This window comes from Microbacterium mitrae, assembly GCF_008017445.1.
Classification (GTDB): Bacteria; Actinomycetota; Actinomycetes; order Actinomycetales; family Microbacteriaceae; genus Microbacterium; species Microbacterium mitrae.
In genome coordinates, this window is the sequence record NZ_VRSW01000001.1 from 1293212 (window position 1) to 1316954 (window position 23743).

The following is a 23743-nucleotide window of genomic DNA, read 5'->3' on the forward strand; positions in this document are numbered from 1 at the left end:
TATTACTTCGTCCACGACCAACGCTGCGGGTAGAACTCAGCACCCGGGTCTTGCGTTGCAACGTCGAGGCCGTTCTTGATGACCGAGACCTGGTAAACCGGGTTCGGCATCCACATCACCGGCAGGTCTTCTGCCAGCAGCTTGGAGTACTCCTGAGCGATCGACGTGTCGGTCGAGACGGTCATCTGGCTGATGATCTCTTCAGCAGCCGGGTTGTCGTACTGTCCGGCGTTCCACTTCGTTTCCTTAGCGAACACGCGCTCACCCGTCGGGTAAGCCGGGAAGTACCACGAGCCAGCCGTACCGAAGAAGACGAGCTCCCAGGTGCAGGAACCCTCACCGGTCTTGCACGTCTGCGCCTCGGTGAGAACCGCGTCCAGCGGGCGGGCGTCGATCGTCATGGTGACGCCGATCTTGGCCAGCGACGACTGAATTTCAGCCATCATGTTGTCGGTCTCCTGCGAGCCGTTCTGCGTGGTGACGACGATTTCCATCTTCTTGCCTGCGGCGATACCTTCACCGCACTGGCCGGCACCGGTTCCGGCGTTCGTGCACTCAAGCGTGCCGTCTGCGCCCGCGGTCCAACCGTTGTCGGCGAAGAGCTTGGCGGCGGTGTCGAGGTCGAACGGGTACGGGTTGTTCTTCTGCTCGTCGGAGATGTAGTCCGAGTCCGGCTCCTGCGGAATCGGGCCGTAGCCGGGCTTAGCAGCGCCGTGCCACACAACGTCAGAGATGGTCTCCTGGTCAACGGCGTGCTGCAGTGCCTGACGCACGTAGAGCTGCTTGTAGACCGGGCCCATCTCCGGGTTTGCGAAGTTGTACGGCATGTAGGTGATCGACCAACCGGCCCACGGCTCAACGCGGTAACCCAGGTCTGCGAACTGCGCCTCGTTGGTGAGGTCAGCGGCGGTGATGTAGCCGTAGTCGACGTCACCGGCGCGAACCGCGTTGACCTCGGCGTCTGCAGAGGTGAACGGAACGAAGGTCACGGTCTTGATCGACGGAACATCGGTGCCGGTGTACTTGTCGTTGGCCGTCAGCACGACCTCGCCGGAGTCAGACCAGCTCTCCACCTTGTAGGGGCCAGCAACAACCTGCCACAGCGGGTTGGTTGCGTAGGTCTTCATGTCTTTCGCCTCGGCGAACAGGTAGTCAAAGACTTCGATAGCGGTGGCTTCTTCGCGGTCGAAGTCGCCGACCTTGCCGTCGTCGCTCGTCTTGTTCCACGCGTGCGCGGGCATGATGTCGATGAGGCTCAGCTGGTTGGCCAGCATGAAGTCAGGGTTGTAAACGGCGTCGAACGTCAGCGTGAACGTCTTGTCGTCGACCGTCTCAAACTTCGTGATGTTGTCGGGGATGTTGCCTGCGGAGTAACCGCCGGCCTTCTCCGAGTTGAAGCGCATCAGGTTGTACCAGAACTCGACGTCGCGCGAGGTGACAGGCACGCCATCTGACCAGTCGAGGTCAGCAAGCTTGATCGTCAGCGAGAGGTTGTCTGCGGAGAACTCGTAGCTCTCAGCTGCCGATGCCTTCTGGTCCAGGCCCATGGTTCCGCTGACGCCGTTGAAGGCAAACAGGCGGGGGTACATCGTCGCCTGGATAGCGCCGTTGTGCGTCGCCATGGTGTCCGGGCTTGAGATGGGCAGGATCCAGTTCGGGCCGGTACCTGCGGGGAGTGCGTAGCTAACCGAGTCCTTCTCGGTTGATCCGTTGCCACCCGCGTTGTCGCTAGACGAGGTGCATCCAGCGAAAACGAGCGTTGCAGCGGCGATCATGCTCAGGGGAGCGACGAAACGTCGCATCACTGCCGTGCGCATCAAACCTCCTTGTTTAGTGCGATCGAGTGGTTAGTAAAATTCTCGATGCACTTTTCATCATGCACGAAGTAAGTTGCAGGAAACAGTCGTAGATGTTTCGTTTCTGTAACTAACTTTCTTGATTATTGGAGCAAGTAACGCACTCAAGGGCATAGACAACACCCCTGTCGCGCGAGTGCGCAGCAGGGGCGTTGTCAATCGACCGAAGTATGTGTGGAATCAGTCGAGCTTGGTACCCACCGGGCAGTGGGGCGAAGACCTTAGGCCTGCGAGCCGAAGATCTCCGCCGACAGGTCAGGCGTGTGATCGAATGAGTCGAATGGGAACATGGGCCGCTGAATGCGGTGATGGCCAAGGCGCTCCAGGTCTTGGTCAACGCCGCCGGGCGTGAGAGCAAGCGTCCAGCCTCGCTGCGCGTCGTACAGCGTCGGCTCCAGGTAGCCGATCTTGGTCACCACGATTTGCGCCGTAAACGGGTCAAGCCCGATCGAGGTGAAGTCTTCGATCGCGTGATATGCCTTGCGGAACTCCGTGACAATCGCGTGAATGCCGCCAACGCGGATCACCGCGATACCGCCGGCATCTGGGTCGCCTTCGGTGAGCGAGACCAGCTCGCCCGTGATTGTGACGGGGCCGTGCGGGCCGCTGTCAACGCGCGCACCAGCCTCGACCGTGACGGTAGAGCCCACCTGCTGCGTGCGCAGAAAGTCGAGCGCCCCCTTGTCAAAGATCGAGCCGACCAGCACGGTGGGCGAATCGTCGGCCGTGAGCTCTGGCTTCTGCAGCAGCTGCGCGAGGGTCCACGTCACGTCCCCCGTTCCACCCGCGCCCGGGTTATCCCCCGAGTCACTGATGAAATACGGGATGGTCGGTGAGGCAAGACCGGCGGCGACGCCCTCATCCAGCGTTCCGGGAGGGCCCACAAACTCGAACTCGTCGCGTACCCGCCAGAACTCAGCCGCCAACTCTTCCGCAGCCGATGCAATGGCCGCATCATCGGTTCCGGTGACCACCACGACGCCGTGACAGCGCGGCTCATCGGCCCACGCGTATCCGATCCAGATCGCGGCGTCCACAATGCCGTCACGGGTCTCGATCTCATCAATGCGCGCGTACAGGCTCTTAGCCGGCTCAACGCGGGTGGAGGTCTTCTCCCCGGGCAGCAGAATCGGCACCGGCACGTAGGCGCGGCGCGGAACCACGCCACTGGTGAGCGCGTCAAGCAGATTCTTGATGGCGCGGTCGCGCGTCTCGGCCGTGTCTTCGTGGGGTGCAAGGCGGTAGCACGTGATGATGTCGGCCTGCTCGATGAGCGGGCGCGAGACGTTGCCGTGCAGATCCATCGATGCGGAGACGACGACATCGTTGCCGATGACGTCGCGGATCGCGCTGATGAGGTCACCCTCGGCGTCATCGAGACCGACGACGCTCATGGCACCGTGAATGTCGAAGAACAGCCCGTCGATGCCGTCGCCCGCGACGAGTTCGCGCAGGCCGTCGAGAATGCGCGTCTTGACGTCGTCGTAGACCTCGCGCAATACGGCGCCGCCGGGGATGGAGCGGGCGTAGTAGACCGGCAACCACTCCGCCGCGTCTCGAGCCGAACCTTCGCGCAGCGAGGTGTAGCGATTGATGAGCTCTTCGCCCTCGAAGCGCTGGAAATCACGGGCGCCAGCGCGGTGCGGGGAGAACGTGGAAGATTCGATGGCCATTCCGGCGATCGCGATGCGGGGCTTCGTTGTCGTCACACCTTGAGCATAGGCGCGAAAAGCCACTTCCTCCAACATTCGGAGGTTTTTCTTTGACTTACTACAAAATCGAAGAAACTGCGTCTTCGCCTCGGATCACCTGGTCGATACGGTTGGGTGCCAGCAGTTGGCGAAGCAGCGCCCAACCAACCCCGCGAGCGCCGGCAAGCGGGCCGGCGGCAGAGACACTGATTTCGAGCTGATCGGTCGACATCGGCAGACACAGTGTGTAGATCGCCTGGCGAACTCCGGCGATAAACGACTCGGCGGTCGACAGGCGCCCACCCATCGCCAGCACCTGCGGATTGAAGAAGTTGATGATGGTGGCCAACACTTCGCCGACGCGCTGGCCTGCTTCGCGAAGCAGCCCCGTCGCGCGCGGGTGCGCGTTATCGGCCAGTGCAAGCACATCGTCGAGAGTCTCCACCTCGACGCCGCTTTCACGCAGCGCGTCGACAATCGCGGTTCCGGAGGCGACAACATCCAGGCAGCCGGCGCGCCCGCATGAGCAGATCACCGGCGGTGCACCCGCAATGGCCACGTGGCTAATGTCTCCGGCGACGCCGCGAAAACCGCGGTGAAGGTGGCCGCCGGCAACAATGCCGCAACCGATGCCACTGCCGGCTTTCACAAACACGAGGTCGCGAACGCTTGGTCCGCGCTCCATGCACTCACCGACAGCCATCGCGTTGGCGTCGTTTTCGACGACGGTTGGCACACCAGAGACTTCGCTCAGCAAGTGCGAAACCACCACGCCGTTCCATCCGGGCATGCGCATCGGGGCCATCAGGCGTCCGTCGCGAGAGTCAACCGGGCCGGGCACGCTCATCGCGACACCCTCAATGCGCACCGCCGGCTGCATGGTTGCGGCCAGCTCTTGCGCGATGCCCCATGTGTCAGAAATCACGGCGCGAGGGCCGGCGAGCAGGCTCATCGGGCGATTGGCCTCGGCCACAATCTCGCCGCGGCGGTTCATCAGCACGACGACGACATGATTTTCGCCCAGGTCTGCCGCTGCGACCACGGTGTCCGTATCCTTGACGGCAAGCACGCGTGGGCGTCGGCCACCTTTGGAGGGGCCAATGCCTGCCTCTTCGACATATCCATGCGCCATCAGTTCATCGACGCGCATGGTGACGGTGGAGGCTGACAGGCCAGTCAACCGTGCCAAATCGGCACGTGATGAGGCGTGGCCGGACTGCACGAGACGAAAAAGCTCCCCCGCGCTGGCGTTTGACGAAACAGTCATGCCTCCCCCTTTCTTCGGCTTCGTACCAACATAGTGGCATTTCGAAAGAACTGGAGGCGCGCGGCCTGATCTCGTCGACGATTTCCCCGGTCTTTGCCGACGGGATTTACTTAGCAAGACTAATGAGCTAAGCTAACTATTCTGATGACGAATGCTGCGACCGCTCCAATCCCCGAGAATGCGACGCCTGCGGCTCGAATCCGCATGGCAACGTTTCGTCTCGCCCGCCGCCTGCGCGCCCACCGCGCGATCGACTCCATGAGTGATGCACAGTTCAATGTGCTCGCCGTGTTGAGCATGTATGGCGATCACACACTGAGCGAGCTCGCCGAACGCGACCGCATCTCTGCCCCCTCCATGAACCGCACGGTCAACGGCCTCGAAGAGTCTGGCTGGGTGACGCGCACCGTCGATGAGGCCGACCGTCGCAAGGTCAACATCTCCCTCACCGAGGCCGGCCGCGCCGTTGTCACCGACACGGTCCGCAAGCGCGACGCCTGGCTCGATGACGGCTTCAACGAACTCACCGAAGAGGAGCGCGACATTCTGCTGCACGCCGCCCCCATCATGAGAAAGCTTGCCGACCGATGAGCGCGATGTTCCGTTCGTTTTCGTCGTTCAACTACCGGGTGTGGTTTATCGGCGCCCTCGTCTCGAACGTTGGCGCGTGGATGCAGGCGACCGCGATCAGCTGGGTTGTGTTGACCGAGCTGACCGATAACGACGCCACCGCAATGGGTATCACCATGGCGCTGCAGTTTGGCCCGCCGTTGCTGTTGGTGAGCATCACCGGGTGGGTGGCCGACCGCTTCAACCGCCGCAACCTGCTCATCCTCACGCAGTCACTGCTCGCGCTACTGGGCGCCTCGATGGGTGTGCTGCTGATTTTTGACCTCGCGACGTTGCCGATGATGTTCGGCTTCGCGCTGGTGACCGGAACCGTTGCCGCCTTTGATAACCCGGCTCGCCAAGCGTTCGTCTCCGATCTCGTATCTCGTGAGAACGCCTCCAACGCGGTGGCGTTGAACGCCGCCTCCTTTAACGCTGCCCGCATGCTCGGCCCCGCCGCTGCCGGCATCGTCGTGGTTGCCGTCGGTAACGGATTGGTCTTCTTGATCAACGCCACAACCTTCATGGCCATGATCATTGCGCTGCTGCTGATTCGCATGGACGACCTGGTTCCGCGCGTGAAGAACGCCGGCGGCGGCCGCCTGGCCGACGGCTTCCGCTATGTCGCCGGTCGAAGCGACCTCGTCGTCACCTTCGCGATGGTGTTCTTGATCGGCGCCTTCGGCATGAACTTTCCGATCTACGCCTCGACCATGGCGCTCGAGTTCGGCAAAGAGGCAGACGGCTTCGGCCTGCTGAGCTCCATTCTGGCGATCGGCTCACTCGCCGGCGCGCTCCTCGCCGCGCGCCGCGACCGCGCGCGCATCCGCGTGGTCATTATTGGCGCCGGCTTCTTTGCCCTCGCCATGGCGTTGTCTGCCGTCATGCCCGGCTACTGGAGCTATGCGATCTCGTTGACCGCAGTGGGCTTCTGCGTGGTGACCATCATGACCACGGCGAACGGCTACGTGCAGACCACTACCGACCCGGCGTTGCGTGGCCGCGTGCTCGCGCTCTACATGGCCGTGATCATGGGCGGAACCCCGATTGGCGCGCCGATCGTTGGCTGGGTTGCCGACCAGTTTGGCCCCCGCGCCGCCATTAACGTTGGCGCCGGCGCTGGCCTCCTCGCCTTCGGAATCGGCCTCACCTGGCTCATCATGTCTGGCCGTTTGCACCGCGATGAAGAGCGGCGCTTCCGCCTCACGATCGACCAGACGCGCCCGATCTCGGTCATCGCCCCCGCCGAGTTCAGCGATGAGGTGGCCGCAACCACCCCCATCCGCCTCGACCGCAAAGGTTCCGAGCTCTAGCGCAACCCGGCCCTACTCAGACGTAACCTGGGCTGGATCTGGGTCAATGGTTCCGTCGGGAAAGACGCAGTCCGACTCGGCAAAGCCGTCGGCAACGAGGCGCTCCTCGATGATCTTTCCGAAGATCGCGTAGCCAGATTCGTTCAGGTGCAGGGCGTCGCTCTGAAACTTGGTGCTGTCGGGTTTGCCGTCGGCGCCCAGCAGTGCCGCATTGGTCTCGATGTAGCGCAAGGTGCCGTCGGTGGTGGCGGCCTGCGCGATCGCGGCGTTGACCTTGTCGATTCCGGGCGCATTGCCTGCACGCGATGGCGCGGTATTGATCGACACAAAGTAGATGACCGTGTCTGGCAGCAGCTTCTCGGTGGTGGCCACGTACTCCTTGACCATCTCGATCACCCGGTCGGCATTGCCGTTGCCTGCAACGGCAAGATCGTTTGCCCCGGCAAACATCACAATGGCGTCGGGGTCAAACTTTGTCACGATCGGCTCAAGGTACAGCAGCTGATCACGCATGGTTGTCGCACCGACACCGATATTGACGGTGTTCATGGGGGCCAAGTCTCCCGCCGAGCTCGCCCACTCTTGCATGGTGGAACTACCCGAAATCAGTACCCTCGGCAGTGGTTCCGGCGTACAGACGGGCCGCTCCGGCAGCGCAAAATACATGCCACGAGGCGTGGTTTCACCCAGGTGATCGACGGCGTAAGCGACGCCGTATCCCGCGACTGCCGACAGTGCGGTTGCCAGAATCACGGCCACCCAGCGCACCACAATCCGACGCCGGGCGCGACGACGAGTCGCGTGGCGGCGAGGCGCATGGAGTGCCGATGTCGACATGGTTCCATGACAACACGAAAAGCGTTACATTCCCGGCGACAACCCGCGAATGTTCCGGGATTCTGGGCGCTACGCCTCGCGCGTGATCATCACCGTGACGAACAGCTGCGACTTAGAGGGCCCGGCAAAAACACCACGCAACGGCGGAACATCGTTGTAGTCGCGGCCGCGGCCAACGAGCACGTGGCGGTCGCCAATCTCAATGTTGTTTGTCGGGTCAAACCCGCGCCACCCGTTGGCGTACCACTCCACCCACGCGTGAGACTCGCCCTTGACCGGCTCCCCCACCTCAGCATTGGGTTTGGGGTGCAGGTAGCCAGAGACGTAGCGGGCGGGAATGCCCACCGATCGCAGCGCGCCAATTGAAATGTGCGCCATGTCTTGGCAGACACCCTTGCGGGCTTCCCACGCCTCAGCGGCCGTGGTCAGCACGCCCGTGACGCCTGACATGTACTCCACCGCATCGCCAACGGCCACACAGATCGCGTGCGCCGCCTCAGAGGGGTTGTCGTACTTGTCGGCGATCGTGCGGGCAAGCACCCGCACGTCTTCGTGGGGGTCGGTGCGGTGCGTCTGCACCAGCTTCTCCACGGTGTCAACCGACCGCTCGGCGTCTTGCGCCAGTTCATCCCACGTGAGCTCTGGGTGTTCCAGCGGGCGCTCTCGCACCTCGACGAGGCTGCGCGCCGTGATGTTGAGTTCGCTGTGAGGCGAGAGCACATCAAACGACGCCACCCGCGTGCCGAAGTAGTCAACGTACTGGTTGACCGAGGTGTTCGGCTGAATGTCGAGTGAGCTGGTCAACACAAACTGCGAGTCGGTGGTGATGGGCATCATGCGCGCCTCGTTGTACGAGGCGGTCGCGTCGGTGGGATAGCGAAACCCCGTGGTGTGTTCGATGCGAAGGCGCTTCATGAGTTCTCTCCGATCCAGCTCGGCTCGGCTTGCGTGGGAAAGAAGCGTTGCTTGATGGCATTCGATGCCTCGCGCGTCACCGCTTGTACGCGTTCCATGTGTTCGGGTAGTTCAGCCAGAATCTCGGAGATGGGGCTGTATTCCAGGTCGTTGCGCATGCGGCCGAGGGCGCGCAACACGCTGTTGGAGTGACCCACTCGGTCGCGCCCCGGGTCGATCTCGATCATGCAGTTCTCCGCCGTGGAGATGGAGTAGATGATGGAACGCGGGAACAGGCGATCGAGCAGCAAGAACTCCGCCGCGTTACGGCTCGACGGCATGCCACGGTAGGTACGAACGTAGGCTTCGTACGCGCCGCAGGATCGCAGAATCGTGGTCCAGCTGGGGCCGGACTCTTCGGTCAGCGAGCGGGTCGCCAGCAGGCGCGCGGTCATGTCGGTGCGCTCAATGGCGCGACCCAGCGTAAAGAACTGCCAAGCCTCATCGCGGCTGGTAGACGAGTCAACGGTTCCGATCGCCAGCGCGGAGCGCTCACGCACCCACTGGAAGAAGTCGTGGGCGCGGTCGTTGTAGAGGCGCTTGGGCATGCCGGCGTTGGTGGTGTTGAGAATCTCCCAGAGGTCGGTGGAGACAATCTCGCGCGCACGGCGGGCGTTTTCACGTGCGGCGTTGAGCGCGTACGCGATGCTGGACGGCACGGTGCGGTCGATGGCGAGCGTGGCAAGCACATCGCGGCGCGTGACGACGACGGTCGGGTCGGCGGGGGCAGAACCCATCACGCCCAGCAGCGAGCGGCAGGCGGTCGGTTCGTCGATCCACGGGTCTTCCAGCAGCAACTGCAGGTGCACGTCGAGAATGCGGGCGGTGCCGTCGGCGCGCTCGATGTAACGCCCAATCCAGAACAGGCTCTCGGCAATGCGGCTCAGCATGTTGCACCACCCATCTGTTGCTGCTGCTCGTGTTGTTCGGCGAGCGGTGACTCATCGTCTTGCGGCGAGTGCATCGGCTCCTGTTGGTCGTCGTACATAACCGCCTCGGAGGTCGGAACCGAGGCCTGGTCCTGCACGAGCGAGGCGATGGACTCTTCGGAGTGGTACTCCGTGGCCGTCGGCGCCTTGCCGCCGGTGATCCAGGTGTCTTTTGACCCGCCGCCCTGGCTGGAGTTCACCACAAGGCGCCCCTCGGGCAGCGCCACGCGGGTGAGGCCGCCGGGCAGTACCCACACGTCTTCGCCATCGTTGACGGCGAACGGGCGGAGGTCGGCGTGGCGGGGGCGCACGCCATCTTCGACCAGGGTGGGAATGGTCGACAGCATCACGACGGGTTGCGCGATCCAGCCACGCGGGTCAGCGATGAGGCGAGTGCGCAGGTCGTCGAGCTCCTTTTTGGAGGCGTCGGGGCCGACAACGAGACCCTTGCCGCCGGAACCATCGACGGGCTTGACGACAAGTTCGTCGAGCCGGTCAAGCACCTCTTCGAGCGCATTCGGGTCTTCCAGCCGCCAGGTGTCGACGTTCTTCAGCAGCGGCTCTTCGCCGAGGTAGTAGCGGATGAGGTCGGGAACGTAGGTGTAGACCAGCTTGTCGTCGGCGACGCCGTTGCCCACCGCGTTGGCAATGGTGACGTTGCCGAGGCGCGCTGCCAGCAAGATGCCGGGGGAACCAAGCATCGAGTCGGCGCGAAACTGCAGTGGGTCAAGAAAGTCGTCGTCGACGCGGCGGTAAATCACGTCGACACGGCGCGGGCCGCGGGTGGTGCGCATGAAGACCTTGCCGCCAACACAGAACAGGTCCCGCCCCTCCACCAACTCCACGCCCATCAGGCGGGCGAGCAGGGTGTGCTCGAAGTAGGCCGAGTTGTACACGCCCGGCGTCAGCACCACAACGTTGGGGTCATCGACCCCGTGTGGGGCCGCGGCGCGCAGCGAGGCGAGCAGTTTGTGCGGGTAGTCACCAACCGGGCGAATCCGCATCGAGACAAACAGCTCGGGCAGGGTCTGGGCCATCACACGACGGTTGGAGATGACGTAGCTCACGCCGCTCGGCACACGAACGTTGTCTTCGAGCACGCGCATTTCGCCGTTTTCGTCGCGAATCAGGTCGATGCCGGAGACGTGAATGCGCACGCCGTTGCTGGTGGGAATGCCCGCCGCCTGGCGGTAGAAGTATTGGCTCGACGCAATCAGGCGGGCAGGGATCACGCCGTCGCGCACCGCGTTTTGGCGGCCGTAGACGTCGTCAAGAAACGCCTCCAGGGCCTTAACGCGCTGCTTGATACCCATTTCAATCCGCGACCACTCGTTGTACTGAATGATGCGCGGCACCGCGTCAATCGGAAACGGGCGCTCCTCACCGGCGAAGTCAAAGGTGACGCCCTGCGCCAAATACGACTTGGCGAGCGCGTCGGTGCGCCCGCGCAGGTCATCTTGGGTCATCTCGGCGAGGGTGCGATGCAGCTCGGCGTACGGCGCGCGCGGTTTGGCGGTATCACCGTTCTCAAACATCTCGTCAAACGCCGGCACACCAGCCACAGTGGTGCGCGGGGTGACCGTGTTGTACCCGTCAAACAGATCTGCCATAGAGGGAGCCTAACGTGTGTGGGGTTTCGAACTCGTTACACGCGCAGGGTGCCGTTCGCTCGCGGGCACCATACGCTGAACAGATGGAATTCACGGTGCGCGCCGTGGTCGAAGCCGACTGGCGCGAAGTCAAGGCGCTACGCCTCGAAATGCTGCGCGACACCCCCATCGCCTACCTCGAAACGCTCGACTCGGCCCTCGCCGAACCAGACGCCACCTGGCAGGTACGCGCCGCACGCCCCGCTCTCGACGGTAGCCTGCGCATCGCCGCGATCGATGGTTCCGGTCGCTGGATTGGAACCATGGGCGGCATCATCGACCGCCATCACGGCCCCATGCTCGTTGGCGTGTACGTCACGCCGCGAGCGCGCGGGCGACAAGGCGTGCTGGACGCGATGCTGACACAGGTCGAACAATGGGCGGCGCAGCGCGGAACCACGTTGCGGCTGGGCGTGCACGAAGACAACCGCCGCGCGATTGCCGCATACGAGAAGCGCGGTTTTATCGAGACGGGCCAGTGGGTTCCGTATCCGCTTGACCCCGGTGGCCGCGAACTCGAAATGCTCAAACGGGTTTAGCGCGCTTCGCGCCCCGGGAGTTTCGCGCCCGCGGTTCCGCCCCACTCCCGCACCCCGCAGTTCCGTCCCGCTGCCTTGCCGCACGTCGGAGATGTGACTCAACTTGCGGAGACACGCCGAGCTTTTGCCTCACGCGTCACAGAGGTTCCGACGCGCGGCAAGGAAATCGAGGCTCAGCACCCTGCGGAACGCGAAGCGATCATGCACAGACTCTGGATCACGGAACCACGATTGTCGCCGCGCGTCGGAAGTCATGGGAGCAGAGGGAAAGCTTCGCGGCGTGTCGGGGTTCGTAGGGCAACATTTCCGACGGGAGACGAGTGCGCGGGCATCAACGGGCGACTGCGCCACTCGCTCAATGCCGCGAAGCGCCGCTGCGACAAACGCTTTGCGGCCCCGCTCAATGAGCGGGGCCGCAAAGATCGACGCCCTGATCACGCCAGCGCAACGCCCTAACCACGCCAGCGCTACGCCCGCCTTACGCCTGGGCGAAGGCCTGCGCGAGGTCGGCCTTGAGGTCGTCGACCGCCTCCAGCCCGACCGAGAGGCGCAGCACGTCGGCCGCGGGGCGCGCCTCGGGCGGAACCGGTCGGTGCGTCAGCGCCGCCGGGTGCTGAATCAACGAATCAACGCCGCCGAGCGACACCGCGTGCGTGAACAGACGCACGGCCGCGGCAACGGTCGACGCTGCCGCGTAACCGCCCGCCAGCTCGATCGCGATCATCGCGCCGGGTCCACGCATTTGCGTGCCGATCAGCGGGCTCGCGGCATCTCCTCGACCGGGGAAGTGCACGGCCTTGACGGCGGACTGCTCAGCCAGCCAGTCGGCCAGCTCGATGGCCGATGCCTGCTGTGCGCGCATGCGCAGCGGCAGCGTCTGCAGTCCGCGGTGGCACAGGTACGCGCCGAGCGGGTGCATGAGCGCACCGGTGATGGCGCGGGTGGAGCGCAGCTTGACCGCAATCTCCTCCGAGCACGCAATCACGCCGCCGATCACGTCGCCGTGACCACCGATGTACTTGGTCGCGCTGTGCAGGCTCATCGCCGCGCCCAGGTCGAGCGGGTTTTGCAGCACCGGGGTGGCAAACGTGTTGTCAACCAGCAGCGGAACATCTCCTGCGGCGTCCGCCACGGCACGAATGTCAACCAGTTCGAGCGTGGGGTTGGCCGGGCTCTCGATGACCACGAGACCGGTGTCAGGGCGAATGGCTTCGGCCACTTCGTGCGCCTCGGCAAACGTAACCTGGGTGCCGAGCAGCCCGGTTCCGAGGAGGTGGTCGGTGCCGCCGTAGAGCGGACGAACCGCAACGACGTGACGCTTGCCGTCGGCGGCCATCGCCAAAATGGCGGCCGTTGTCGCTGCCATGCCGGAGCCGAAGGCCACGGCGGCTTCACCGTGTTCAAGCGCGGCCAGTGCCTGCTCGAATCGGGCAACCGTTGGGTTCCACAGGCGCTGGTAGACAAAGCCGCCAGCGGGGTCTGGGTGCCCGCCGGTTGCCAGCGCCTCGTACGAGTCACCGCCGCGCTCGATGTCGGGCAGCGGGTTCGTGCTCGACAGGTCAATGGGGAGGGCGTGGGTTCCGAGAGCCACCAGATCGTCACGGCCGGCGTGCACCGCCAGCGTGTCGATCTCTTCGTTGCGATTCGTCATAACTCTTGTCTACACCGCCAAAACGAGACGCAGCTGCTCGACAGCCCAGTCCAGCTCGGTCGCGCGCACCACAATCGGCGGCGCCATGCGGATCGTCTGACCGTGAGTGTCTTTCACCAGCACACCGCGAGCCATCAGCTTCTCCGAGATCTCACGACCGGTTCCGTACGACGGGTCGATATCGATGCCAGCCCAGAGCCCGGCGACACGAACTTCGGTGACACCATGACCGATCAGCGGCTCAAGAATCTGCTGCAGGTGCGCACCGAGCTTCATCGCGCGCTCCTGAAATTCACCGGTCGCGAGCATGTCGACCACGCGGTGGCCGACGGCGGCGGCGAGCGGGTTGCCACCGAAAGTGGAACCATGCTCGCCCGGCTGAATGACGCCGAGAATGTCGCTGTTGGCGACCACAGCCGACACCGGCATGACGCCACCGCCGAGCGCCTTGCCCAGCAGGTAGACATCCGGAACCACGCCCTCACGGTCGCAGGCAAACGTGGTTCCGACGCGCGCCAGACCCGACTGAATTTCGTCAGCAATGAACAGCACGTTGTGCTTGGCGGTGACCTCACGCACCGCCCGAAGGTAACCCGTAGGCGGAATCAGTACGCCAGCCTCACCCTGAATGGGCTCGATCAGCACGGCTACCGTGTTGGGGGTGATCGCTGCCTCGATGGCCTCGGCATCGCCGTACGGAACCGTCACAAAGCCGGGCGTGAACGGGCCGAAGCCGTCGCGCGCCGACTCGTCGTCGCTGAAGCTGACGATCGTGGTGGTGCGGCCGTGGAAGTTGCCGCCGGCGACAATGATCTGCGCGGCACCGGCCGGCACACCCTTGACGCGGTAACCCCAGGCGCGGGCAACCTTGATGCCGCTCTCGACAGCCTCGGCGCCGGTGTTCATCGGCAACACCATGTCTTTGCCGCAGAGCTCGGCAAGTGCCGTCGCGAACGGACCAAGCACATCGTTGTTGAAGGCGCGGCTGGTCAGCGTGAGGCGGTCAAGCTGCTCATGCGCTGCCTGCAGGATCGCCGGGTGGCCGTGCCCAAAGTTGAGCGCCGAGTAGGCCGACAGCAGGTCAAGGTAGCGCTTGCCATCGGTGTCGGTGACCCACGAGCCTTCGCCCGAAGAAATCACGACGGGCAGCGGGTGGTAGTTGTGCGCGAGGTTCTTGTCGAGGCTCGCCTCGTCAGTCATGTGTTCGGTCATGCGGATGCACCTCGCAGTTCGAGCGTGCAGCACTTGATGCCGCCGCCGCCGAGCAGCAGCTCAGACAGGTCAACCGTGATCGCGTTGTAGCCGCGCTCTTCGAGCTGCTTCTTGAAGCCGACCGCACGCGGGGAGATGATGACGTTCTTGCCGTCGGAGGCGCTGTTCAGCCCGAAGACGGCGCCGTCTTCGTCAGAGACGTGAATCGCGTTGGGGAAGAGCGTGGCGAGCGTCTTCTGGCTCTCCTCGTCAAATGCGCTGGGCAGGTAGGCAACGCCGACCTCGGCGCCGGGCTCAACGACCGGGTCAAGAATCGCGAGCGCGGTGTCGAGGTGGTAGAAACGCGGGTCAACGAGCGTCAGCGAAACGACCGGCTTGCCGAAAACTTCGCCAACCTCACGGTGGCTTTCGCCGGTGGAGCGGAACCCGGTGCCGGCAAGAATGACATCGCCCGCGAGCAGGAAGTCACCTTCACCCTCGTTGGTCTCCTGCGGCACGACGACGTGGTAGCCGTTCTCGCGGAACCAGTCGATAAAGAGGGGCTCTTCGCCAGCGCGCTCGGTGAAGCGGAACTTCGGTGCGTAGGCGGTGCCGTCAATGAGGAATCCGCCGTTAGCGGTGTAGACCATGTCGGGCAAGCCCTCGCCCGGCTCGACCAGCTCAACGGTGTGACCCAGCTCGACGTACAGGTCGTACAGCTTCTGCCACTGCTCGACAGCCTTGGCGGTGTCGGTGGGGTTGGCCGGCTCCATCCACGGGTTGATGGTGTAGCTCACGGTGAAGTGGCTGGGCTTGCACATCAGGTAGTGACGGATCTGTTGGGTACGCGTAGTCATGGACGCTCTGCTCCCTTGTCGGTAAAGGTGGCGGACGCTGTCCACAGGCTCGGCGGAGCGTTATGACACCATCGATCCGAGCACGCCGAAGCCTATTCTTTCATCACAATGCGCGGTTACGAAACCTCATTTTGTGTCTTTTTGCGCAGGTTCCGCTCTCACACTCACCACACTCTTGCCAATGACCTCGCCGCGAGCGACCGCCGCGAGCGCCGACGGAACCTCGGCAAAGTCGACGGTGCGGGTGATGCGCGGAACCAGGGTGCCGTCAGCGACGAGGGTGATGAGTTCGGTCAGCACGGCCTGATTGGATTTTTGTGCGACCAGAACCAGGCGGGCCGAGCGACGAGAGAGAAAGACGCTGCGCAGAATGCGGCCGACCGGGCCGAAAAACCGCGACCCCTCTCCCGAGACGAGTGCCGCCCGTCCGCCTTTTGTTAGGCGGGAGCGTAGCTCGGTGAGGGTGCGGTCACCGGCGATGTCGATAATGGCATCGAACCGCTCACCGGGGGCGAGGGGGTCATTGGCGGCGCAGGCGAGGGCGTCACGGCTGTCGCGAGCCCGGGGGTGGCTGTCGCGAGCCCGGACGTCTTGTGCTCCCCACGAGCGCACCGTTTCGACGGCGGATTCTCGACACACCGCCGTGACGTGGGCGCCGCGGCTCAGCGCGAGCGCGATGGCGTAGCTGGCAACGCCGCCAGAAGCGCCGAGCACCAGCACGCGGCGCCCGCTGGCCGCTTCATCCGTGACGCCTGCGGCTTCGAGCGCCGCGAACGCGGTCGATGCCGCCACCGGAAGTGCCGCGGCCGTGTGAAGGGCCACGTTCTCGGGCACGCGCACCACGCGGGAGTGCGCAACGGATACCAGTTCGGCAAACCCACCACCTGCCGTCTCGGCGAGCACGCGGTCGCCAACGGCGAAGCCATTGCCGGCTGTCTCAATGGTTCCGGCAACATCCATTCCGCGGGTCGCGACCGCGGGGCGATTCAGCCCGAAAAACAGCCGCACCAGCAGGGGTTCGCCGCGCATCACTCGCGTGTCGCCGTTATTAACTCCCACCGCGACCGGCGCGATTAAGACCTCATCGGCTTTCGGTTGCGGAGGCGCCACCTCGGCCAGCGTCAGCACGCTGGCATTGCCGTACGTGTCTTGAGTCCATGCACGCATTTTCACTCCTCTGGGTATTGAAAGACCTCATCGAGTGGGGCGCCGAGCACACGTGCGAGCCGAAAGGCCAGCTCGAGTGTTGGTGAATATTTGCCCTGTTCGATGGCGATAATGGTTTGCCGTGTGACGCCCAACTGGCGGGCGAGTTCTGCCTGGGTGAGCTCGCCGCGCAGAGCTCGAATGTTATTGGTGACCTGGGTGGGTTTGACCACTAGCGCACCTCCGCCCACGTCGGTATGCCTTCGTGGTACATGCCGAGCGCTGCGAGGCCGCCAACGAGTGATGACAGCGCGAAGCCGGCGGCGATGGTGTGCGCGATCCAAAACGGGGATACGGCTTGGGCACACAACACGATGGCCACAAGGCCCGCGATCACCAGAAACGCGGTGCCGACCCGCTCCGAGGCGTGGCTGATGCGGATGTCGCGCTCGTCAGGTTTTGCGTCGGCGCGCGTGATGCCAGCCGCCATGTTCCATACGGTAGAGGCGGTGACGCTCAGCGCGACGCTGCCGCCGATCACCCACATCATGCGCCACAACCATTCGCCACCCTCGGTGGTTCCGGCAGCAATCGTCCACGGAATGTACACGCCGAGCGCGACCAGCGTGGTCAGCACCTGCACCCAGATCGTGCGTTCTTGATAGCCCACAGCAACCTCCCGCATGTAAAGAAAACTTGACATCCTCAAGCTACGCCGCCCGCGCTCGCATGTCAACAATCTTTTACATGCGCCGGCGTTGCTTGTCCCGCGCGCCGACGGCGCCCGCCTTGTCGTGCATGAGCAACGTCCTGTTATGCACGATTGAATTCCTGTTCTGCACGATGAAATTCACCATTCGGCCCGACACGCCGCCATTTGGGCCCGTTGTGCGCCTCTCATCGTGCACAACAGGATTCCCGTCGTGCACAACAGGATTCTCATCGTGCAGAACAGGATGGGGTGGCGAAGTTCGAGGACGGGCGCGGGGAATTTAGATGATGCCGGAGAAGGCGGCGACGGATCGGCCGCCGATGCTCACGGTTTGTTCACGCAGGTAGGCCAGCAGTTCGACGCGACCCACGGTGGTTGCCTGCTGGGCGAAGGTGGCGACCGGAACCACAGATGCGGCTCGAATGCTGGCTGCGGTATCGGCCGCGTCGGCTCCCGTGAGACGCACCCGCGGAATCTGGCCCGCGACGACGCGCTGCGCAAACTCGGTGTCGGTTTCAACAAAAAGCGTGATTTCTGCCTCGCCGAGTGCACGGCGCAGACCCATGGGCAGCCCTTCTGCGGTGCTGAGTGTGAAGTCGGCCTGTGACCGCACTGCCGCGATCACCAGACGCACCACCACGCGCACCGGTGTGCCGACGCCGGCACGGATCGCAACCGTCGCGGGGCGGTACCGGAACAGGTTGCGCTCGATGCCGAGACGGGTGACATCGCGAATATGGCCGAACTCCCGATCCCACGCCATGGCGTCGGAGAGCGCCGCGCGGCGAACCCAGTCGAAATCGTCGAAGTCAAGGTCGGGCTGGGCTGCCTCAATGAGCGCGGTGACGCGCGAGTCTAGGCCGCGCAGGTGCAGGGTTCCGCTGGCTGCGCGGCCCGTCGTTGGCCGCCACGTGCCGAGTGTCGCCAGGCGGTTGGGTCCGCCGGCCTTCGCAGCCGGCCCGACGGCGGCGCCATGCCAACCGCCGGACGGTTGCCGCTGCACGACCGGGTCAATCGTGGCGCGCCCAATGTGAAGCGAACCTGCCTCGGCGCGACGAAGCCAGTACTCGGCGTCGCTCACGTCGGTGGTCATGAGCGCGGCAACGGCTCCAGTCGAGAGCGCATTGGCCATCGTCGTCGCGGCGCCCACCCCACCGGCATGCAGAATTCCCAGCACCGGGGCGGCGAAATGCTCGCTCGCAAAGCGCGACCCAGCCTCGACGCCGACCCGGATTCCTGGTGTGTAGGTTCCGTCTGCCAACTCGCGCGGCTGCACCAGCCAGCGCTGCCCGGGCTCCAGCGTGGTGAGCGCCCATAGCGCGGCCTCGTCGAGCGCGATGTGGCGAGGCTCGCCGCGATCGATTCGCGCCTGTGCCTGCCGCTCGGCCCGCTGGCCCCAGGCTGAGGTCAGTTCGATGAGCGCGGTGGCGAGGCGGTCGGAACGCGCGATGGCACCAGAGAGGATCGCGATACTGACCGACTCGAACGCAGCGCCGTCACGCGAGAAGGCGCTCGACACCAGGGCGGCAGCCGCCTCATCGACATCGGCGGAGGCCGCCACGATCATCGTGTTGCGCCCGAGCACCCGCGCGTTCACGGCGAACTCTGCCTGATTGTGCACGACGGCTTCGACGTCGGCAGCGGAACCACTCATCAGCACGCTGTCGACGCTCGCCTCGGCGGCAGCTTGCTGCGCGGTTCCGCCAGCAACGCAGAGCGCATCGCGCGGAACACCGGCCTGCCACAGTGCGTCGGCGAGCAGCGCGATCACTCGCTGCTCGTGAGGACGAGCCACGAGAATCGCGGCGCCTCCGGCCGCCAGTGTCGCGAGAGCACCCTCGGCGGCGGAGGCAATGAGGTCGGCGTCGCTACCGGCAACGACGGTGATGCCGGGGGCGACAAAAATGGCCCCGGATACGGCGTCAAGTTCGCGAACGGTGGCGGCGTAATACCGCGCAAAGTCGACGGCAGTCGTGACATCACGGTCAGCGTCAGCAAACGCGACCCCCAACGGCCGGGCGGCAACGATCAGGTCACTACGGCGCGCTTCGAGATGGTGGGCTGCTCGCTCCAGCACAAGCGCACGCTCGGCCGCCGCGAGCGCCTCCCACTCGCCGTGCCCGTGCCGAATCATCACCACGGCGTCGGCAGACGTCGGCCAGGTCTCGGGCGCCGCCTCGTCGCTCGCGGTGACCTCTTGGGTTGCTCGCGCCCACTCACGGTTGGCCGCAAGCGACGGATCGGTGACCTGCGCGTTGCGGAACCCCGCGGCACCGTAGGCAGTCTCGCCCGTCTCGCGCTCGGAGAACACCGCGGTCTCGACAAAGGGTGTGCCACCAAACAGCAGGTCGTCGACTCCGGTATCGAGGGCGCTGGTGTGGTTGGACTGCGCAGTGTGAGCGATGCCCATGACTGCCTGGGTGAGATCAACCGAGTCGGTGGCGATGGGGCGCAGGAGAGCTCCGGGCGCGATGTCGCCAATTTCTGCGGAACGGTCAAGGGTGCGGCGCGAGAGCGGCGGATCGGTCTGTGCGCGGCGGGTGATTTCGGCCGCATGGCCGGGAAGGTCTGCCGCCGTCACTCGTGCGACATCGTCGATCACGAGTGCCGCCGCCGTCAGACGCTCGGCAATCGCGTCGACGTTCGCCTCCAGCTCTCGGGGGTTCAGGGCCAGGCTCGACACGGTCACCGCAATGTCGCCGTGAACGGCGCGCTCCCATTCGGGTGTGAAGCCGGCGTCCATCACCAGTTCAACATCAACCCCCGCGTCGCCGGATCGTTCCACAGCGTAGGCGAGCACGAACGGATCATGAGTGGCAATGCTGACGCGTACCGCCGCCGCATTTTCTGCCGCGATCAGCGCTTCAAGCCCACGCACCTGCGCGGCCAAAATATCGACCCTGCCAGCCAGCGCCGGCTGCGGCCACCCGTTGAGAGTGTTTTCGTCACGTTCGGCGCCAGAGCCGGCGCTATCGGTCAGGCGAATCGTGATGGGCGCTTCCGCGTCGCGCTCCCTTGCCCACGCCGCCAATTGCCGCACCGCATCATGACTGTCCGCGAGCGCAGCCGGAACACTCATGCCCGCGTTCACCGTGGTTCCGGCGCCCTCCAACACATCGGTAAACACCGCGATCGCCAGATCCAGTTCGCGAAGCTCGCGTACGTCGAGCAATAGCCTCGTGTCGGCGGCAGCGGCGGCAACATACAGCTCGGTGACGGCGTCGACTGCGGCGGCCACGAGCTCGGCGAAATCCCACGGGTTTTCGATATGCACGGCGTGGCCGAGACGGTAGGTCACTGCGGTGACGTCGTCACGCTCCAGCAGGGCGATGATGCGCTGACGGTGGGCTGTGGCCTCGGCCTCGCTCCGCGCGGTGCTGGCGGCGACGGCAAGTTCCAGGCGCGCGCCCGTTGCGGTCGCGGCGGCAATGGCGGCCGCGATCTTCTTGGGGCGCGAGTCGCACGTGATGTCGGCGATGAGGCTGCGCATCGCGGATCGCACCGCCGGAACCACGGGGCTGGGTAACACCGGAGCCATGGCGCCGCTGGCGCGAACGGCCGAGCGAATGTACCAGGGCAACGCCTCCGGAACCGTCGGCGCAATGCGGTGAAAGTGGCCGGCTGCGGCCGCCAGGCTATCGGGGCGCAGCACAGAATCGACCGCGCCGAGGGCAAACGTGCGACCCGCAGCGTCAGACAAGAACGCTCGCAACCGCGTGGGCGACTTGGCGTCTTCATCTGGCGCACTCGCCTGAATCCACGTCGTAGCGCGCTCAACAGCACGATTTCGCGCCATCGTGATGTCTGTCGGGGCAACTTCCGCCATGAATCGAGCCTAGATTGCCGCCACACCGCCGCGCGTCACCACCCCGAAGAAACCCGGAACCAGGGTGCACCGCAAGCGGGGCAGGAGTGCTTACACTAACGACAGAACGAGAAGTATCGTTCGTTGTTCTTCTTCGCTTCGGGGGGCTGGAAGAAAATATGGTGGTTGAGGACGAAATTGGGGCTCCACCGGGGGTAACCCACGGCAGGCAGGCCGTGATTGACGGCGCCTGCGAGACGGTGAAATCGCGCCGCCACGTCATCGTTGCAGGCGATGTTCTGCGTGATCGGCGGGGCATCGTTGCCGACGTTGTCTCCGCTCTGCGGGCCGACGGGCTGCCGGTTATTGATACCGCCGCCTCAGAGCCCGTCACCGCCTCCGTGTCGCCGGGAAGCATCGTGGTTATTGACCAGACCCTGCTGACACCAGAAATTGAGCAGTGGTGCACCGCATTGATGACCCAGCGGGGCGCAACCGTCGTGCTGGCCGCTCCGGCCTCCGATTTGGTGAGCCCCATGCCCGCCCTCGCCCAGCGCCTCCGTGCTGTTCACGCCGTTGAGCTCGTGCTCGAACCCATTACTGCGGCGCAATCGCGAGAAATCGTGGCTCAAGCCTGTCAACAGCACGAGGTGTCGCTCGCGCCGATTGAGGTGAACTGGATCGTCGCAATCTGCGGTGGCAGCACGCCGTTGTTGCGCGCGATCGTGCATGACTACGCCGAGTCCGAAGAGGCTTCTGTCGCGGTCTTTGGGCGACGCACCCGCATGATTGCGAACGAAGCGATGACGGAAATTCCCGCGGCGCTGCTACCGGTGGCGCGTCTTGTCGCAACGCTTCCCGGCGTCAGTCGTCGACGGCTGCGCCGGTTTGTTGATGCGCACGCGCTTGACCTGCTGACCGAAACCTCGATCGCCGACCGGCTGGACGATACCGTCGTTCTCAATCAGGCCATGAGCCTTGCCCTCCGACTGGCGACTCCCAGTCAGCTCGACGACGCCGCCGTGCTCATCGCCACCGATGTGATCGAGTCGCTCGCCCTGGGCACGCACTGTGCCGAGCCCGAGATTCTCATCGTCGCCACCATGCTTCGTGAGCATCCCGATCGCTTTTCGCATGTTCCGTGGGTCGATCGCTCACGCCTGCTGTTCGTCACGATGTGGCTGCTGCGACGAGTGGGCGCTATCGACCGCGCGGCGTTCGCTGCCCGTCAGCTCATGGCGCAGCCGGGGTGGGAGCAGGTCACGGTGCTGCACAGCATCGCCCGCGGCACCGACGAAGATCTCGACGCGCTCTCGGCCGATCTGCGATCCGACGCTTTCCCGCCCGAGGCCTACGAAGTGGCGGCACCCTGGTTGCAGTGCTTGTCGCTGCCACTCACGCGCGACACCGCGGCAACGCGGTGGGCGCTCGATCTCTCTGACACTCCGGGTGCATCCGGGCCCGATCCGGCGATGGTTGCGGCATTGCGCACCGTACTTCGCGCTGCGGGCGCACTGCAGGAACAAGACCTGCAACGCGCGAACGACCTGGCCACCGATGTGCTGCTGCCGCAGGGCGCTCATGATGCCACCCGCGTTCGCGCCCTCATCATCCTCGGTGCCACCGGCAGCCTCGCCGCCGACGGCCCTCGCGTCGAGCGATTCGTCAATCGCATTCTCAACATCACGCTGGCTAACTCCCCGTCAGGACTCCACCACGATCTGGCGCGCAGAAGTCTCGACGACGCGCTGATGATGAGTGCCCTGATGCTCGCCTCCCTCGGCGCGCCCGCACCGAGCGCGCTGCTCGATTGCATCGATGATCGCACGCACGCTGCGGCCCTCGCCGATGACCACCCGGCACTCATTCGCATGGCGCTGACGCGGCTGTCTGTCGCCCGCGATGAGACCAACACCAGCGGAACCATGCGGTTTCTGAGTCGACTCTCGCCCAATGACCTGAGCGCCTGGGTGCTGAGCCGGTTTGGTGGCGAACCGGCCAGGCCGCCCATGCACCTGGTCAGCGGGGTGTTTATGGATCACGCGCTGACGTCTGCCCGACTCCTCAGCACGCTCGCGGTGCGTGGGCCGGAGGGCTTGGCGCGGGTGTGGGGCACCTATGAGGTCAGCGGAACCCCGTTTCGCGTCATCGGCGAGGCGTACCTTTCGCTCACCGTGCGCAAAGAAGCCCTCGAGGGCGATGTCACCGCGATCGCGGAACTCTCGCTCCCGAAAGACTCCGTGCTCGGCGCCGTGCGTGATCACGTGGTGGGAATGGCGCGCAATGAACCGGCCGTCCTGGTGCGCGCGCTGGAGGCGTTCGTCGCGAACCACGCCTGGGAGTGCGCCCGCGTGGTCAATCGCGATCTCGCCCTCATCACCGCCGATGACCCGACCTGGTCAAAGCAGGTCAAGGCCGGGCAGCGTCTGCTGCAGTCTGAAATGCGCTCGGTCGCCGCAACGCAGAGTGCGTTGACTCCCCGCGAGCGCGAAGTCACGCAGTTGGCGGCGCAGGGAATGCGCAATAAGCAGATCGCCGAGGTGCTGTTTCTCTCGGTGCGCACCGTCGAAAGTCACCTGTATCGCGCGCTTCACAAGCTCTCCGCGGTGCGCGACGACCTCGATGCACCGCCAGCACGTGGTTCCGACTCAGCGCCCGACTCAGCGCCCGACTCAGCCCCCGGCTCAGCGCACGGCTCAGCCCCCGGACTGAGCGACTAGCTCAGCGCCCGTACCCG

Annotated in this window: 18 protein-coding genes; 4 read left to right on the forward strand and 14 right to left on the reverse strand. The window is 64.8% G+C overall.

The genetic code is table 11. The annotated features are described in order from the left end of the window. Positions 1 to 2: 2 nt before the first annotated feature. The 3 genes from FVP60_RS05975 to FVP60_RS05985 all read right to left on the reverse strand — a co-directional run bounded on the left by FVP60_RS05975 (position 3) and on the right by FVP60_RS05985 (position 4814). The gene (locus tag FVP60_RS05975) at positions 3 to 1817 is read right to left on the reverse strand and encodes a peptide ABC transporter substrate-binding protein (protein ID WP_246132469.1); all 1815 of its coding nucleotides are present in this window, start codon (positions 1815 to 1817) and stop codon (positions 3 to 5) included. A 260-nt stretch (positions 1818 to 2077) separates the two neighbouring features. After that, the gene (locus tag FVP60_RS05980; RefSeq protein ID WP_281289109.1) at positions 2078 to 3565 is read right to left on the reverse strand and encodes a M81 family metallopeptidase; all 1488 of its coding nucleotides are present in this window, start codon (positions 3563 to 3565) and stop codon (positions 2078 to 2080) included. Between the two features lie 61 nt (positions 3566 to 3626). Further along, positions 3627 to 4814 carry an ROK family transcriptional regulator gene (locus FVP60_RS05985; RefSeq protein WP_147825299.1) on the reverse strand — a complete coding sequence of 396 codons (1188 nt, stop codon included), beginning with the start codon at positions 4812 to 4814 and terminating at the stop codon, positions 3627 to 3629. Positions 4815 to 4958: 144 nt separating this feature from the next. Between FVP60_RS05985 and FVP60_RS05990 the strand changes: the two genes are divergently transcribed. Then, positions 4959 to 5405, forward strand: coding sequence for a MarR family winged helix-turn-helix transcriptional regulator (locus FVP60_RS05990; protein WP_246132470.1), 447 nt, complete (start codon positions 4959 to 4961; stop codon positions 5403 to 5405). 5 nt (positions 5406 to 5410) lie between these two features. Beyond that, positions 5411 to 6736 carry an MFS transporter gene (locus FVP60_RS05995; RefSeq protein WP_147825300.1) on the forward strand — a complete coding sequence of 442 codons (1326 nt, stop codon included), beginning with the start codon at positions 5411 to 5413 and terminating at the stop codon, positions 6734 to 6736. A 12-nt stretch (positions 6737 to 6748) separates the two neighbouring features. Here the strand turns inward: FVP60_RS05995 and FVP60_RS06000 are convergent, their stop codons facing one another. The 4 genes from FVP60_RS06000 to FVP60_RS06015 all read right to left on the reverse strand — a co-directional run bounded on the left by FVP60_RS06000 (position 6749) and on the right by FVP60_RS06015 (position 11066). After that, positions 6749 to 7573: a GDSL-type esterase/lipase family protein gene (locus tag FVP60_RS06000; protein ID WP_147825301.1), complete on the reverse strand. Its 825-nt coding sequence runs from the start codon at positions 7571 to 7573 to the stop codon at positions 6749 to 6751. A 69-nt stretch (positions 7574 to 7642) separates the two neighbouring features. Then, the gene (locus tag FVP60_RS06005) at positions 7643 to 8488 is read right to left on the reverse strand and encodes a transglutaminase family protein (RefSeq protein ID WP_147825302.1); all 846 of its coding nucleotides are present in this window, start codon (positions 8486 to 8488) and stop codon (positions 7643 to 7645) included. Beyond that, entirely contained in the window at positions 8485 to 9417 is a 933-nt protein-coding gene (locus FVP60_RS06010; protein WP_147825303.1) for an alpha-E domain-containing protein, read from the reverse strand. Before FVP60_RS06010 ends, FVP60_RS06005 begins: the two co-directional genes overlap by 4 nt. After that, positions 9411 to 11066, reverse strand: a complete 1656-nt coding sequence (locus FVP60_RS06015) for a circularly permuted type 2 ATP-grasp protein (protein ID WP_147825304.1) — start codon at positions 11064 to 11066, stop codon at positions 9411 to 9413. The genes FVP60_RS06010 and FVP60_RS06015 overlap by 7 nt, the downstream gene beginning before the upstream one ends. An 83-nt stretch (positions 11067 to 11149) precedes the next feature. On the opposite strand from FVP60_RS06015, the gene FVP60_RS06020 reads away from it, so the two are divergent. Continuing rightward, complete coding sequence (locus tag FVP60_RS06020) at positions 11150 to 11644, forward strand: GNAT family N-acetyltransferase (protein WP_147825305.1); 495 nt, start codon at positions 11150 to 11152, stop codon at positions 11642 to 11644. Between the two features lie 478 nt (positions 11645 to 12122). On the opposite strand, the gene FVP60_RS06025 is transcribed toward FVP60_RS06020, so the two are convergent. From FVP60_RS06025 to FVP60_RS06055, 7 genes are all read right to left on the reverse strand, one after another. Continuing rightward, positions 12123 to 13295, reverse strand: coding sequence for a trans-sulfuration enzyme family protein (locus tag FVP60_RS06025; RefSeq protein WP_147825306.1), 1173 nt, complete (start codon positions 13293 to 13295; stop codon positions 12123 to 12125). Positions 13296 to 13304: 9 nt separating this feature from the next. Then, entirely contained in the window at positions 13305 to 14507 is a 1203-nt protein-coding gene (rocD, locus tag FVP60_RS06030) for an ornithine--oxo-acid transaminase (RefSeq protein WP_147825307.1), read from the reverse strand. Further along, positions 14504 to 15343, reverse strand: coding sequence for a dimethylargininase (ddaH, locus tag FVP60_RS06035; RefSeq protein WP_147825308.1), 840 nt, complete (start codon positions 15341 to 15343; stop codon positions 14504 to 14506). The genes rocD and ddaH overlap by 4 nt, the downstream gene beginning before the upstream one ends. Before the next feature lie 126 nt (positions 15344 to 15469). Next, positions 15470 to 16510 carry an NAD(P)-dependent alcohol dehydrogenase gene (locus FVP60_RS06040; protein ID WP_147825309.1) on the reverse strand — a complete coding sequence of 347 codons (1041 nt, stop codon included), beginning with the start codon at positions 16508 to 16510 and terminating at the stop codon, positions 15470 to 15472. A gap of 2 nt (positions 16511 to 16512) precedes the next feature. After that, positions 16513 to 16722: a helix-turn-helix transcriptional regulator gene (locus FVP60_RS06045; protein ID WP_147825310.1), complete on the reverse strand. Its 210-nt coding sequence runs from the start codon at positions 16720 to 16722 to the stop codon at positions 16513 to 16515. Further along, positions 16722 to 17192, reverse strand: coding sequence for a hypothetical protein (locus FVP60_RS06050; RefSeq protein WP_147825311.1), 471 nt, complete (start codon positions 17190 to 17192; stop codon positions 16722 to 16724). The genes FVP60_RS06045 and FVP60_RS06050 overlap by 1 nt, the downstream gene beginning before the upstream one ends. 289 nt (positions 17193 to 17481) lie before the next feature. Continuing rightward, positions 17482 to 21027, reverse strand: a complete 3546-nt coding sequence (locus FVP60_RS06055; protein ID WP_147825312.1) for a proline dehydrogenase family protein — start codon at positions 21025 to 21027, stop codon at positions 17482 to 17484. Positions 21028 to 21185: 158 nt separating this feature from the next. Here FVP60_RS06055 and FVP60_RS06060 point away from each other — a divergent pair, with 158 nt between their 5' ends. Next, positions 21186 to 23726: a helix-turn-helix transcriptional regulator gene (locus FVP60_RS06060; protein WP_147825313.1), complete on the forward strand. Its 2541-nt coding sequence runs from the start codon at positions 21186 to 21188 to the stop codon at positions 23724 to 23726. Positions 23727 to 23743 lie beyond the last annotated feature (17 nt).